The 14604-nt window shown below is 38.9% G+C and carries 9 protein-coding genes; 8 read left to right on the forward strand and 1 reads right to left on the reverse strand.

What is annotated here, in order from left to right:
• The first annotated feature begins 12 nt into the window (after positions 1-12).
• The 8 genes from WG989_RS11720 (at position 13) to WG989_RS11755 (ending at position 12492) form a co-directional block, all read left to right on the forward strand.
• On the forward strand, positions 13-3261 hold the full coding sequence (locus tag WG989_RS11720) for a SusC/RagA family TonB-linked outer membrane protein (protein WP_340429603.1): 3249 nt from the start codon (positions 13-15) through the stop codon (positions 3259-3261).
• A 19-nt stretch (positions 3262-3280) separates the two neighbouring features.
• Complete coding sequence (locus WG989_RS11725; protein ID WP_340429604.1) at positions 3281-4699, forward strand: SusD/RagB family nutrient-binding outer membrane lipoprotein; 1419 nt, start codon at positions 3281-3283, stop codon at positions 4697-4699.
• Positions 4700-4713: 14 nt separating this feature from the next.
• The gene (locus WG989_RS11730) at positions 4714-5604 is read left to right on the forward strand and encodes an alpha/beta hydrolase (protein WP_340429605.1); all 891 of its coding nucleotides are present in this window, start codon (positions 4714-4716) and stop codon (positions 5602-5604) included.
• Positions 5605-5925: 321 nt separating this feature from the next.
• The gene (locus WG989_RS11735) at positions 5926-7209 is read left to right on the forward strand and encodes a dicarboxylate/amino acid:cation symporter (protein WP_340429606.1); all 1284 of its coding nucleotides are present in this window, start codon (positions 5926-5928) and stop codon (positions 7207-7209) included.
• Positions 7210-7212: 3 nt separating this feature from the next.
• Positions 7213-8151, forward strand: coding sequence for a hypothetical protein (locus WG989_RS11740; protein WP_340429607.1), 939 nt, complete (start codon positions 7213-7215; stop codon positions 8149-8151).
• Positions 8152-8194: 43 nt separating this feature from the next.
• Positions 8195-9790: a phosphoenolpyruvate carboxykinase (ATP) gene (pckA, locus tag WG989_RS11745; RefSeq protein WP_340429609.1), complete on the forward strand. Its 1596-nt coding sequence runs from the start codon at positions 8195-8197 to the stop codon at positions 9788-9790.
• Complete coding sequence (locus WG989_RS11750; RefSeq protein WP_340429610.1) at positions 9787-10845, forward strand: tartrate dehydrogenase; 1059 nt, start codon at positions 9787-9789, stop codon at positions 10843-10845. The genes pckA and WG989_RS11750 overlap by 4 nt, the downstream gene beginning before the upstream one ends.
• Before the next feature lie 480 nt (positions 10846-11325).
• A complete protein-coding gene (locus WG989_RS11755) occupies positions 11326-12492 on the forward strand; it encodes a LacI family DNA-binding transcriptional regulator (RefSeq protein WP_340429611.1) in 1167 nt (388 codons plus the stop codon).
• Between the two features lie 13 nt (positions 12493-12505).
• On the opposite strand, the gene WG989_RS11760 is transcribed toward WG989_RS11755, so the two are convergent.
• On the reverse strand, positions 12506-14185 hold the full coding sequence (locus WG989_RS11760) for a UxaA family hydrolase (RefSeq protein ID WP_340429613.1): 1680 nt from the start codon (positions 14183-14185) through the stop codon (positions 12506-12508).
• Between the last annotated feature and the right edge of the window lie 419 nt (positions 14186-14604).

The following is a 14604-nucleotide window of genomic DNA, read 5'->3' on the forward strand; positions in this document are numbered from 1 at the left end:
AAACGAATTGCTATGCCAAAATTCAGATTCTTACAGTTAAGAACGCTTTTGCTGTTATTTGCTCTGACGGGGTTTTCATCCCAATCTTTTAGTCAGGAAATAAAAATAACAGGCTCCGTTTTCGATGAGAACAACAACCCGATGAAAGGAGCAACAGTTTCCGTGAAGGATTCAAAAGTAGTTAGTTCCACCGATGCCAAAGGAAACTTTAGCATTACGATTCCACAGGGGAAAAATATCCTTGTAATAAGCTTCGTAGGTTACGAAACGCAAGAATATACAGCGGGTATTGAAAGCAGTATTACCATTAAACTGGAGCCTTCCGCTACAACGCTCAATAATGTGGTTGTTACAGCACTTGGCTTTGAAACGAAAAAGGATAAACTGGGTTATGCTACCAACAGGATCAGCGGTGAAGCAGTAAACAATTCAGGTGAATCCGGAATTATTCAGGCTTTGGCCGGTAAATCTTCAGGTGTAAGGATTTCACGTTCCAATGGTGATCCTGGAAGCGGTTCACAAATTTTGATTCGTGGTCAAAGTACAATCACCAGAAGTACCGACCCATTAATTGTTGTTGATGGAGTTCCCATTAGTGGAGATGCAAGAGGCGAAACAGCCGGTGGACAGATTCAGCAACAAAGCAGGCTTAACGACATAAGCATGGATGACGTTGCCAATATACAGGTGCTAAAGGGAGCATCAGCCGCTGCACTTTGGGGTACCCGTGCAGCCAATGGTGTGATCGTAATTACTACTAAAAAAGGAAGCGGTGGAAATAAGCCCACGATCAACTTTCGTTCAACTGTTTCATTCGATCAAGTGAGTGCTTTTTATGATCTGCAGACAACGTATGGTCAGGGGAATAATGGTGTTTGGGCAGCGAATGCCATTCGTACATGGGGTGATAAAATAGCTAACAGAGCAGGAGGTGATGATATCCTGAACACAGCAGGAGCTTATTTTGTTGGGAACACCGGCAGAACTATTTATCCTATCACTACTAAAAATTCTAAAGAAACTTTTGTTGACAAGAATTATAATGATGTTTTCAGAACAGGACATTTCTTAGATAATTCTATCAGCATCAGCGGTGGCGATAATAAATCTAATTATTTTGTAAGCCTTAGCGATCTCAACCAAAAAGGTGTGGCACGTGCAGGCAGTGATTACAGAAGAACAACCTTCCGGATAAATGCCGGTCGTGAATTCAATAAATGGTTGAACTTTTCAAATAAAACTTCTTATACATTAACGAATTCAAACCGTTTACAGGGCGGTATCAATAATGCAGGGTTACTCATTGGTTTACTGCGCACACCGCCTGATTTTGATAACTCCGATTATATTGGACAATACTATTCAGCTCCCGGTGGTGCATTTATTCCAAACCGTCATCGTTCATACAGAAATGGATTGGGTTCATCAACTAACCCCGGTTTTAATAATCCATTGTGGGTAATACATCAATTACAAAACAGCACGCTTGTAAACAGGTTTATCAATTCTGCTGAAATAAATATCAAACCTGTTAAATGGTTTACACTTACTACAAGAGCAGGGGTAGATTATTTCACCGATCAGCAGAGAAATTATTTTCCCTATTTCACAGCAAACTGGAATGCCGGGCAATACAACCGTGAAGAATATTCAGAAACACAATTCAACCTTGATGTTATTGGAAGAGCAGAACATGATTTCACCAATAAATTTTCGGGTAACGTCCTGATAGGGTTTAATTATAATCATTTAAAAACAACCACTCTTGGAGGTCAATCACAGGATTTTATTCTGCGGGACGGCCCACAGGATCTTAATAATGCTACACCAACAAATATTTCAACTACTGACAGATACCTGAAACGTATTACCAATGCGGGATATAGCAGTATTGGATTTGCATGGGATGATCAATTGTTTGTAAACGCAACAGGCAGAATTGAAACAGCTTCAACATTTGGTGAGCTTGCAGCAAAAACATTTTTTTATCCTTCTTCAGATATCGCCTGGCAATTTACAAAAATCAAAGGCCTTGAATCTCTCAAATGGTTGTCATTCGGTAAACTGCGAGCTTCATTTGGTATAGTAGGTGTTCAGCCGGGATCCTATAATACAATGACAAATTTTACTGCAAGATCCTGGACAGATGGACTTGGTGGTGCTCTTGATCCTGCATTGTATGGAACCGGTTCTTATTTACAAAATGATGATAAAGGCAATCCTTATTTGAAACCGGAAAGAAAACAGGAAATAGAGTTTGGTACTGATTTACGTTTCTTTAATAATAAGGTTTCATTAGGTTTCACCGTGTACCAAAACGAAACCAAGGATGCGTTGATATCCGTTACACAATCGCCGGCTACTGGTTTTAATACGATCTATGCTAATGCAGGAACCATTGAAAACAAAGGAATAGAGCTTGACCTTGGCTATAATGTATTTCAGAAGAACAACTGGTCATTGGATGTAAATATGAACTGGACCCGTAACCGTAATCTTGTTACTTACCTTGCTAACACCGGCTCTATCGATTTAGGAGGTAGTAACGGTATTTCTTCAAGAGCAGTTGAAGGATATGCTTTGGGTGCTTTATTCTCCAATAAATTTCAACGTGATAGTGGCGGTAAATTTATTCTTGATGCAAATGGATTTCCTGTACTGGATCCTGTTGCAGGAGTTATCGGTGATCCCAATCCTGATTGGAGAGCTGCTTTTGGTTTTAACCTGAAGTATAAGATCGTTTATCTGAATGCACTCTTTGAACACTCACAAGGTGGAGATGTAGTGAATGGAACTGAAGCGGTGTTACTTGATTACGGCACATCTGCTGCCACCGGTTTTGAAAGAACAAGTGATGTTGCTTTGCAAACATACAGGGGAACCACAATAGCAGCCGGCACAGCATTCAGAGGCAACATCCACAATTTTGGCGGCGGTAATGTTGCGCTTGATCAAAGCTGGTACACTGGTCCTGGTGGCTTTTTTGGAAATATTGGTGAGCAATTCGTTGAAGATGCAACCTGGACAAGATTAAGAGAAGTAAATCTTGGTGTAAATCTTAAAAACAAATGGTTAAACAAAAAGATAGGCATCAATTCCATCGGATTTGAATTGAGTGGCAGAAATCTTTTATTGATCAGTAAGGTAAACGGGTATGATCCTGATGCAAACAATTCAGGTACCACTTCGGGAAGGGGAGTTGTCTATTTTGTAAATCCTCCTACCCGTTCATTCCTCGGTACAATCAAACTCAACTTCTAACAAATCCAAATTAATTAGTATGAAAAAATATTTCATAAGCATAGGGTTCATCATCTTGTTACTAAGCTCATGTAAGAAAATGGTTGATGGGATCAATCAGGAACCGAATAATCCAACTGATGCAGATGCAGCTACAATGCTTACCAGTATCATGGTTGGTAATATAAACATCCAGGAAGGAGACCTGGCCCGTTTTGCAGGTATGTGGTCGGGTTATTTCAGGGGCTATACCCAACAATATGATAGCTATCATCAATACGCTGTGATTACCCGCAACTTTGATGGAGCATGGCAACGAATCTATTCCGGCGTTTACAAGAACATCAAAATATTGAAACAAAAAGCGACTGCAGTAAACAACCGCCGTATGCTCGGAGTAGCACAAGTGATCGAAGCCAATTTAATGGGAACGACTGCAGCATTATGGGGAGATATTCCTTATAGTGAGGCTGCCGATGAAAATTTTCCAAATCCAAAATTTGACAGTCAAGCTTCTGTTTATGCTGCCTTACAAACCTTACTTGACAGTGCTATTGTAAATCTCAATTCATCAGCATTTGTAAGCTTTGCTGCTCAAGACATTCACTTTGCAGGGAATATGACACGCTGGATTCAAACAGCCAACACACTTAAAGCCCGTTACTATCTGCACGTAAAGGATTACGCAAAGGCATTGACTTCAGCACAGAGTGGTATCAGTTCACAGGCAAATAACTTTCTAGCGCCTCATAACAATACAAACAGAGGTGCTAACAATCTTTATTATCAATTTTTAGCATTAGACAGACCTAATTGGATTGATGCAACAGGCATGTATGCTGTAAACCTTGTTAATCCATCAGGAAACCGATATAGAGGGAACACAAAAACGAATGAACGGGCCCGCTACAATTATTTCTACAATAGCGCCACCAATGTGAATTTCAGCGCAACGGGAACCGGATTTTTTAATCACAGCACATCCTTTCCCATGGCTACATATGCTGAAAACCTTTTGATACTTGCAGAAGCTGATACAAGAGTAAATGGCTTTACTGCCGGTTTAGCAAGACTGAATACATACCGGGCTTATATGAATACAGGTGCTTATATAAGCACTGCATATTTAACTACAGGTAACTGGAGATACGACCCCTATGTTGCATTAGACTTTGCTGCAGCTGGAATAGAAAATGGCGGCACTTCACCTTTACCACAGGATAGAGCATTGCTGCGTGAGATCATGGAAGAACGTTATGTAACATTCATCGGGCAGATAGAAGGATTTAATGACTTCAGAAGAGTATTTACTGAAAATGATATTCGTGTAGCTGTTCCTTTAAATTTTGGAACACAGTTCCCGCAGCGTTTCATCTATCCGCAGGTTGAGATTGACAGGAATACATCAACTCCTAATCCCATACCCGTTTTGTTTGATGTAACACCTGTTAACAGATAAATTATAATTCAGCTATGCAAAAAATATTGCTCATACTTGCTTCTACATTAGTTGGATTCGCTTCCTATGCACAAAGAGAAGTAAAATTATATAAAGGAAGACCTCCGGGTAATCTTGATGATACTAACAGAGAAGTGCATGTTAAAACCGAACGTGGCAGATTAGATAGCGTAACTATTCCTTCGATTGCTGTATTTATACCAGAGAAATTAGATTCCAGTAAAACCTCGGTAATTATTTGTCCGGGCGGTGGCTATCGTTACCTCTCAATTTTTGATGCCGGCTATCAATTAGCCAGAGAATTAAATAAAGTTGGTATTGTAGCGATTGTATTAAAGTATCGTACACAAATAGAAGGGTATTATCAGGACTTTTCAAAAGTACCATTTAATGATTTTGACAGAGCGATCGAAATCATTAAGGATAGTGCCAATAACTGGAAAATAGATGTAACGAAAATGGGGGTTATTGGATTTTCTGCCGGCGGACATTTAGCAGCATTTAAAACAGTGCATACTACTCACTTCACTCCAGCTTTTAGTGTATTAGTTTATCCTGTCATAAGTTTTATGGATGAGCTGACGAGTACAAGAACAGTAACCAGAAAAATGTTGATTGGCGATCATCCTTCAGAAAGTCAGAAGAAAATATTTTCCAGTGAATTACATGTGCGTCCAGGAATAAACCCATGCCTGCTCATTCATGCGCAAGATGATGGAGGCGTTATTGTTCAAAACAGTTTGGCATTTTATACGGCACTCACCAATGCAAAAGTAAAAGCGCAAATGTTGTTATACCAGGAAGGAGGTCATGGTTTTGCAATGCATAATAAAAAGCAAAATGATCATTGGTTACCCATGGCAATGAATTGGCTTCGCTTCAATAAGTTTTTAATCAATAACTGAGTTTTTTCTGTAAAGAAGTACATGATGTTGTCATACATGCAAGGCTTTATTGCCTTTTTTTAAATAATCATAAACAGCGAAGTATATAAATGTGTGTAACAACTTGTTGAGACCAGATAGTTAATCCGTATCCGATTTTTTTGAATATCCCTTGTATTGAAACGCCCGAGGATATGTTATCTGGAAACGACGATCGAACATCATTTGATCAACTGACTTTTTCTTAAACAGGATGACAAGTAAATAGGAAAGTAATTATAGAAGTGAGATAGTTAAGCATCTATCGAAACAAAATAATCTAACAAACTAAAAATATACAAATTGAAATATTTACGCAACCTATATGTGCAGGTTATAATTGCCATAGTCATTGGTATCTTGTTGGGTCATTTTTATCCTTCATTTGCCAAACAGCTAAAACCATTTGGGGATGCTTTTATTAAGTTGATTAAAATGATCATTGCCCCTGTTATTTTTTGCACCATCGTAACAGGCATAGCCGGTATGCAGGATACCAAAAAAGTTGGCAGGGTAGGAATAAAAGCAATACTGTATTTTGAAGTAGTTACAACCTTTGCTTTAATTATCGGGCTCTTTGTTGTCAATATTCTTAAGCCCGGAGCAGGAATGAATATCGACCCTGCAAGTTTAGATGCCAAATCAATTGAAGGGTATGTAACTGCGAATGAGAGCAGAAGTGTTGCTGATTTTTTTCTGCATATTATTCCCGATAATATTGTTAATGCTATTTCTAACAGTAATCTGCTGCAGGTTTTATTTTTTTCTGTACTGCTTGGTTTTGCGTTGTCTAAAATAGGTGACAAAGCCAAGCCTTTTTTGCAAACTCTCCAGTCTTTTGAAACAGGTTTGTTCACCGTCATCAATTTTGTAATGAAGGTGGCGCCATTAGGAGCGTTGGGTGCCATGAGTTTTACTATTGCTAAGTATGGTATTGGTTCACTGGCTTCACTTGGCCAGCTCATGATTGCGTTTTATATCACCTGTATTGTTTTTGTAATTGGAGTACTGGGTTCAATTTTAAAATATACAGGCTATAATATTTTCCGTTTGTTAAGTTATTTGAAAGAAGAATTGTTGATCGTATTGGGTACATCATCATCAGAAGCAGCCTTGCCCAGCTTAATAAAAAAACTGGAAAAAGCAGGATGTTCAGAACCGGTTGTTGGATTGGTAGTGCCAACAGGTTATTCGTTTAATCTCGATGGCACATCCATATATCTTACAATGGCTGCTGTATTTCTGGCCCAGGCCACCAATACACCATTAGACATCAGTCATCAAATTACACTACTGCTGGTGTTGTTACTTACTTCAAAAGGTGCAGCAGGTGTTACAGGAAGCGGTTTTATTACATTGGCAGCAACATTACCTGTCGTTGGTCATATACCGGTAGCTGCAATTGCTTTGATCTTGGGTATAGACCGGTTTATGAGTGAAGGCAGAGCACTCACCAATTTCATTGGCAATGCAGTTGCTACGATAGTAGTTGCTAAATGGGAGAAGGAAATTGATGTGAATGTTTATGACAGTGTAGTTGAGAAAAAAACAGTAGTAGTAAATAAAGTGTACAAAAAAACCGCATAAATTATGAAAGCAGGATTTTACAATAACTGTTGGAAGTTATTTAGTGTGTTAACGTTTTTACTGGTAGTTAGTGGGTGTAAAAAAGGCGCAACGGATAACAGCGGTAACAATACTCCAACGAATACAAATACCGGTGCATTTACATTTACTTACGCCGGATTTTCACAAAAACCAATCAGGGTCTTTTATCATATACCGCCAACCGGTGATAAAAGAACAATGCCCATTCTTTTGGTTTTACATGGAGATCAAAGAAATGCTGCGGATTACAGAGATGGTTGCATATCACTTGCTAATAGTAAAAAGTTCATGGTATTTGCCCCGGAGTTTAGCGAAGGAGGTTTCCCGGATGTAACCTATGCCATTGGTAATGTATATAGCGATGGTAATAACCCAACACCTTCATCACTGAAACCGGAAGCTCAATGGACGTTTTCTTTTATTGAACCTTTGTTTGATTACATCAAACAATTTACAAGCAGTACAAGAAGTACGTATAAACTATTTGGTTTTTCTGCCGGAGGTCAATTTGTACATCGTTTTGTAATGTTTAAACCTGCTGCAAGATATGATACTGCTGTTGCAGCCAGCAGCGGTTGGTACACGGTTGCCAATCCAACGATTGCCTATCCAAATTATCCATACGGTATTTCAAATTCTCCGCTGGCAACTACAACTCCCGGCTCCTATTTTTCAAGAAAGGTATTTGTAACTGTTGGGCAACTCGATAATAATAATAACGACGCTTCGATCAGACATAATACACAATCCGATGCACAGGGTTTGAACCGCTTTGACAGGGCGAATTATTTTTTTCAAAGAAGCCTGGCATATGCAACATCTTTAAGTTCCCCATTTAATTGGGAATATAGAGTAGTGTCGAATGCCGGCCATGATTCACAACTAATGATGCAGGATGTTATAAACCTGTTGTTCCAGTAAAAATTCAATTACTGATCTCAACTAACATTCAATTTATAAATTAATGGAACTACTTTCAAAATACGGAATATCAGATCGTATAATACTTCGAAATTCAAATCCGGCCGTTCTTTATGCCATGGCAATTAAATATGAAGAAAGCGCTGAGATCACCGATGTTGGAGCTTTGTCATTACGATCGGGTGCAAAAACAGGGAGAAGTCCAAAAGATAAACGCATTGTAGCAGATGTAGATACTGAAAAAGATATTTGGTGGGGAGATGTTAATATCAAAATGGATGATAAAACATTTCTCATTAACAGACAACGGGCCATTGATTATTTTAATACCCGAACACGCCTTTATGTTATTGATGGCTATGCAGGATGGGACGAAGAAAATCGGTTGAAGGTGCGGATCATTTGCACAAGGGCTTATCATGCCTTGTTCATGCATAATATGCTCATAAGACCAACTGCAGAGCAGCTTGAAAATTTCGGCGATCCTGACTTTGTTATTTACAATGCGGGAGAATTTCCGGCCAATATTCATACATCTTATATGGCATCAAGAACAAGTATTGATTTCAGTTTCGAAGAAAAGGAAGTGATCATACTGGGTACTGAATATGCGGGTGAGATGAAGAAAGGAATATTCACCATCATGAATTACCTGATGCCCAAAAAGGGAGTGTTGAGTATGCATTGTTCGGCTAACGAATCAACAACGGGAGATCTGTCATTATTTTTCGGACTGAGTGGTACAGGAAAAACCACGTTGTCTGCAGATGCAGGCAGACGATTAATTGGTGATGATGAACACTGCTGGAATGATAATGGAGTATTTAATATTGAAGGAGGATGCTATGCGAAGGTGATAGATATTACCCGGGATAAAGAACCGGAAATTTTTAGCGCCATCAAATTCGGGACAGTACTCGAAAATATAGAAGTTGATCCTGTCACAGCAAAAGCCGATTATACATCAATCAGGTTCACAGAAAATACAAGAGCTTCTTACCCGCTTGAATTTATTAATAATGTAAAAATTCCGGCGAAAGGCGGACATCCTACCAATATTATTTTTCTTACTTGTGATGCGTATGGAATCCTTCCTCCTGTTTCAAAGTTAACTCCTGAACAAGCCATGTATCATTTCATTAGTGGTTACACAGCTAAAATGGCCGGAACCGAAATGGGTGTTACCAAACCGGAAGCCACCTTTTCTGCCTGCTTTGGGGCAGCGTTTCTTGTATGGCATCCTGCAAAATATGCTGAATTGCTTGCCGAAAAAATAAACAAATTCAAAACGAATGTATGGTTAATAAATACCGGATGGATCAAAGGGTCATTTGGAAAGGGAGAGCGAATTTCTTTGAAGAATACAAGAGCCATTATTGATGCTATTCATAGTGGAACGTTGGCGAATGCAGAATTTCAAAAAGAAAATATTTTTCAACTAAGTATTCCAAAAACCTGCGGGGAGGTTGATGCAACAATTCTTAATCCACGTACAGCATGGACTTCAATTGATGAATATGAAACCGAAGCCAGGAAATTGGCGCAGAAATTCATCGAGAATTTCAGGAAGTATGAACGTGAAAGCAACAACGCAATACGATCAGCCGGTCCAATTATCCGGAATACAGAACATGTATGAAATATAAAATAGCAGTAATTCCCGGAGATGGAATTGGAAAGGAAGTAATTCCTGCATCACTTCGTGTGTTAGATAAATTAAGTACCCTTTGTGGTTTTGAACTTGACTACATACACTACGATTATTCCTGTGAATTGTATAAACGCACAGGTAACATGATGCCTGATGATGGTATTGCCCGACTATCTGATTCGGATGCTATTTTTTTAGGAGCAGTGGGTTATCCGGGTGTTCCCGATCACATTTCACTTTGGGGTTTATTAATTCCTATTCGTCGTGCTTTTCAGCAATATGTAAACATTCGTCCAGTAAGATTATTAAAAGGAATTCAATCTCCATTAAGAAACCCTGGTGAAATTGACTTTGTAATTATTCGTGAAAACAATGAAGGCGAGTATTCCAGTATTGGAGGGAAGATCCATGAAGGAACGACCTATGAGGCAGTAATTCAGGAATCTGTTTTCACGAAAATGGGTGTTGACAGGATCATGAAATATGCATTTGAGCTAGCTGGAAAGAGAAAGAAAAAACTTGCAAGTGCTACCAAGTCAAATGGTATCATTCACACGATGACTTATTGGGATGAACGATTCGAAGAGATTGGAAAAAATTATCAGCACATTGAACGATCCAAATTTCATATTGACATCCTGTGTGCACAATTTGTTCAACATCCTGATTGGTTTGATGTAGTGGTAGCCAGTAATCTCTTCGGAGATATTTTGTCTGATCTTGGTCCTTCGGTAGTTGGTGGATTGGGTATAGCACCTGGTGCTAATCTCAACCCGGAAAAGAAATTTCCAAGTATGTTTGAACCGGTGCATGGCAGTGCGCCTGATATAGCCGGAAAAAACATCGCAAATCCCATTGCAAGTTTTTGGACAGCACAAATGATGCTGGAACATTTAGGTGAGCAGGATGCAGCTGATCTGTTAATGAAGGCAATTGAAAAAACAACAAGTGCAAGAGAAGTATTAACACGGGATCTTGGAGGTAAAGCTTTTACTTCAGAAGTTACAGATGAAATAGTAAAGCATCTGGATAGCATTCATTAAAGAGGTAATTAATATCATTTTTCTATGGCTAACCCTTCCTTCGCAGAAACGTCTCCCGCAGGGGACGTTTCGTGATACAGCGTTGAAGTGTAATTACGCAAGGTCCCTTTCAGGTGATGTGACTACACGAAACAATAACAGTATGTGTAGGATAATATGCAATCGTTTCAAGTCTTCGTACCTACAAGCTGTGTCGTTGGTTTAAAAAAATCCTCTTCCTGAATATTCTGAAACAGTAGGCAATATTTTGGAATATGGAATAATGGGAACTACGTAAGTATTGTTTTTTCCGGAATATTCCGGAAAAAGACTATGCAAATTCTATGTATCTAACGGAGCTGTATGAATAGTTACATTCTATTGTAATATAATCCAGATTATTTCAGAAATCTTCCTTTAGTTGATTCAAATTCAGTTCTCTTTTTTCCAATCAAACCTGAGCCTATTTCTATAAAAAGGATTTCAGGGTTTTTTATTTAATTGAAATCTTCGATAGTTTCAGCAAACGAGTTCAGGATAAAAAGTCTTTTTTCACTAGTTTTCATACGAAAACAGTATGAAATTGCACATTCTTTTTTAGGACACTGCTTTGAAAAGCATGACCTTTGGAGTTGGTCTTACATTTACTGGATTATTATGGATAAACTGGATCTCAAGAAATTAGCAAAAGAACTTAATCTTTCCCCTTCCTCTGTTTCACGTGCTTTGAGGGATAGTCATGAAATTAGTAGTGAAACAAGGGATCGGGTAAAAGCACTTGCTGCAAAATGGGGTTATCAGCCAAATCCCCATGCCAGCAGTTTGCGAAAAAGTACAAGCAAAACAATTGCAGTGATCCTGCCGGAAATACAGAATAACTTTTTCGCACAGGCGTTGAATGGTGTGGAAGAGGTAGCAAAAGAAAAGGGCTATCATGTATTGATTTATTTAACACATGAAGACAATGAACGGGAAAAAGAGATTCTCAATTTATCCCGTAACGGCAGAGTAGATGGAATTATGATTTCTGTGGCGAATACAACAACTGACTTTGATCATCTGGAGGCCTGCCGTGCATCCGGAATGCCACTCGTTTTTTTTGACAGGGTATGTGAAGTGATGAAGTCGCCAAGGATAACTTCCGACGATGAAGAAGCTGCTTTCAAAGGAACGGAAGTATTGCTGAAAAAAGGATGTAGAAAAATTGCATTTTTATCGTTGGCGGATAACTTATCCATCAGCAAGCGCCGGATTGCAGGATATGAAAGAGCACTTTCAAAATATCATGTAGCAGATAACAGATTAGTTGTGGAGTGTGGAATTGACGAGGAAAGTAACAGGGTTAAGATTCGTGAGCTGTTGTCTGGGAACGATAAACCTGACGCTATTTTTGCAGCAATTGAAAAGTTTGCTGTTAATACATATGAAGTTTGCAATGAACTTAAAGTAATAGTGCCATCGCAGCTAAAGGTCATTTGCTTTTCGAATTTATCTGCAGCTGCTTTGTTTAATCCTCCTTTATCAACAATTGTTCAGCCTGCTTATGAAATTGGCAAAAAGTCGGCTGATGTTCTGTTCAAAATCATTGAAAAGAAAACCTTGCTTCCGAATGATAAGAAGATATCGATCTCTTCACAAATCATTGAGCGCAGATCAACTTCCAGGTAATTTCTTGGAAGGATTAAAGAGATACTCCTCTTTTCCAGGGAATAAAATCATCCTGCGCTAATTGCCCTGCTTTTGTGATTATTTCCCCACTGGCTACTTTAATACAGAATTCAAGGATTTCTTCGCCCATTTGCTGAATTGTTTTTTCGCCGGAAATAATGGGCCCGGTGTCAATGTCAATGATATCACTCATTCGTTTTGCCAGAACAGAGTTAGTTGATAATTTGATTGTGGGTGCAACCGGGTTGCCGGTTGGAGTTCCCAATCCTGTTGTAAAAAGAATTAATGTAGCTCCGGACGCTGCTTTGCCGGTAGTTGCTTCTACATCGTTTCCCGGAGTGCAAACCAAACTCAAACCAGGTTCTGTTGCGGGTTCTGTATAATCCAATACAGACACAACAGGAGAGGTGCCACCTTTTCGTGCTGCACCTGTAGATTTAATTGCATCTGTGATCAACCCATCTTTAATATTACCGGGTGATGGGTTCATGTGAAAACCGGAACCTACGTTGCGAGCCTGCTGATCATACGTTTCCATCAGGTTGATAAATTTCGCCGCCGCTTCTTTATTTACGCATCGGTCAATGAGGTCCTGTTCTGCTCCGCACAATTCCGGAAATTCTGCTAACAATACTTTTCCTCCCAGGGCAACAAGCAAATCGGATGTATGGCCTATTGCCGGGTTGGCGGATATACCACTGAATCCATCACTGCCACCACATTTTACACCCATGCATAAATGACTGAGCGGAACAGGTTCTCGTTCAAGTTTATTGATTTCAATGAGTCCTTTAAATGTTTGCCTGATTGCCTCTGAAATTAAGTGCTCTTCACTTTGTATTTTTTGTTGCTCGAAAATATAAATGGGTTTTTCAAATGCAGGATTTCGTTGTTTGAGATCGGCAAGGAAATTTTTTACCTGCAAATGCTGGCATCCAAGACTTAGCAATGTAACTCCGCCAACATTTGGATGATCTGCATAAGAAGCCAGCAAGGCACTCAATGTTGCAGAGTCCTGTCTGGTACCACCACAACCACCTGCATGATTTAAGAATTTAATACCATCTACATTTTTAAAAAAACGCTCTGTATTAGGAGATTGAATCGGGTTCAAATTAATGTTGTCAATGTCTTCTCCGGCCTGATATGCTTTGAACATTTGCCGGGTAAATTGCTTATAGCGATCTGTAACTGCATAGCCAAGTTCATTCCACATCGCTTCTTTTATCACATCAAGATTCCTGTTTTCACAAAAAACAGTTGGAATAAACAGCCAGTAATTCGCAGTACCTACACGGCCATCGTTTCGTTTAAATCCGTTGAATGTTTTATTTACAAACTTTGTAATATCGGGTGCTGTCCACTCGTAATGCGTATCCCGATAGGTATACTTGCCTGCAGCATGTTTGGTGTTGGCAGTGGTCATTACCTGACCTTTCATTACCTGGAATTGAATTTCACCCACTAACACACCATACATAATCACATCATCGCCAGCTTCCATATCTTTTATAAAAAACTTATGTTTTGCAGGAACCGGATCATGTATGATAATATCATCTCCGTTGTCTGTAACTACTGTTCTTATGGCTAAATCTTTTAACGCTACAAGAACGTTATCACTCGGATGTATTCTTAAAAAAGTATGTTGTAGTTTTTCTACTGTACCTGCGCTTTGTAAATCATTTTCCATTGCGTTTTATTTTGATGTCAGCATCCTTTCCTGTTCTCCTTTGCTGATCTTTTTTTGTTCTTGATTAGTATACGGAATTGCTTTTCTTATTTCAGACCTTGTTTTACAAACTGTAACGCCTACCTGAAGAAATATAGGATGCTGTACGATCATTATAAATTTTGCTTCTAATTCTTTTGTGAGATAACTTATTATGAGAAACAATTTCAAACACCAGTAAATGCAAAAAACAAATTAAGAGATAATGCAAACAGGCATTCGTTATATGATTGCCCTATCATTCAACAATTTTAGCATTCAGTGGAAAGAGTATGAAGAAGTTCTGCATTAAATCGGTCGAGTCGCAGACAGAATTTGGCAGCCGAACGCAGGTATTTTAGGTTTTTCGGGAACGATTGCGTAAAAATTTATTTCTTTTT

This window comes from Lacibacter sp. H407 (assembly GCF_037892605.1).
GTDB lineage: Bacteria > Bacteroidota > Bacteroidia > Chitinophagales > Chitinophagaceae > Lacibacter.

What these genes read in the sequence shown, in the direction of transcription:
- WG989_RS11730 (WP_340429605.1), top strand. Translation starts at nt 4,714, where the DNA reads ATGCAAAAAATATTGCTCATACTTGCTTCTACATTAGTTGGATTCGCT.
- WG989_RS11760 (WP_340429613.1), bottom strand. Translation starts at nt 14,185, where the DNA reads ATGGAAAATGATTTACAAAGCGCAGGTACAGTAGAAAAACTACAACAT.
- pckA (WP_340429609.1), top strand. Translation starts at nt 8,195, where the DNA reads ATGGAACTACTTTCAAAATACGGAATATCAGATCGTATAATACTTCGA.
- WG989_RS11720 (WP_340429603.1), top strand. Translation starts at nt 13, where the DNA reads ATGCCAAAATTCAGATTCTTACAGTTAAGAACGCTTTTGCTGTTATTT.
- WG989_RS11750 (WP_340429610.1), top strand. Translation starts at nt 9,787, where the DNA reads ATGAAATATAAAATAGCAGTAATTCCCGGAGATGGAATTGGAAAGGAA.
- WG989_RS11740 (WP_340429607.1), top strand. Translation starts at nt 7,213, where the DNA reads ATGAAAGCAGGATTTTACAATAACTGTTGGAAGTTATTTAGTGTGTTA.
- WG989_RS11725 (WP_340429604.1), top strand. Translation starts at nt 3,281, where the DNA reads ATGAAAAAATATTTCATAAGCATAGGGTTCATCATCTTGTTACTAAGC.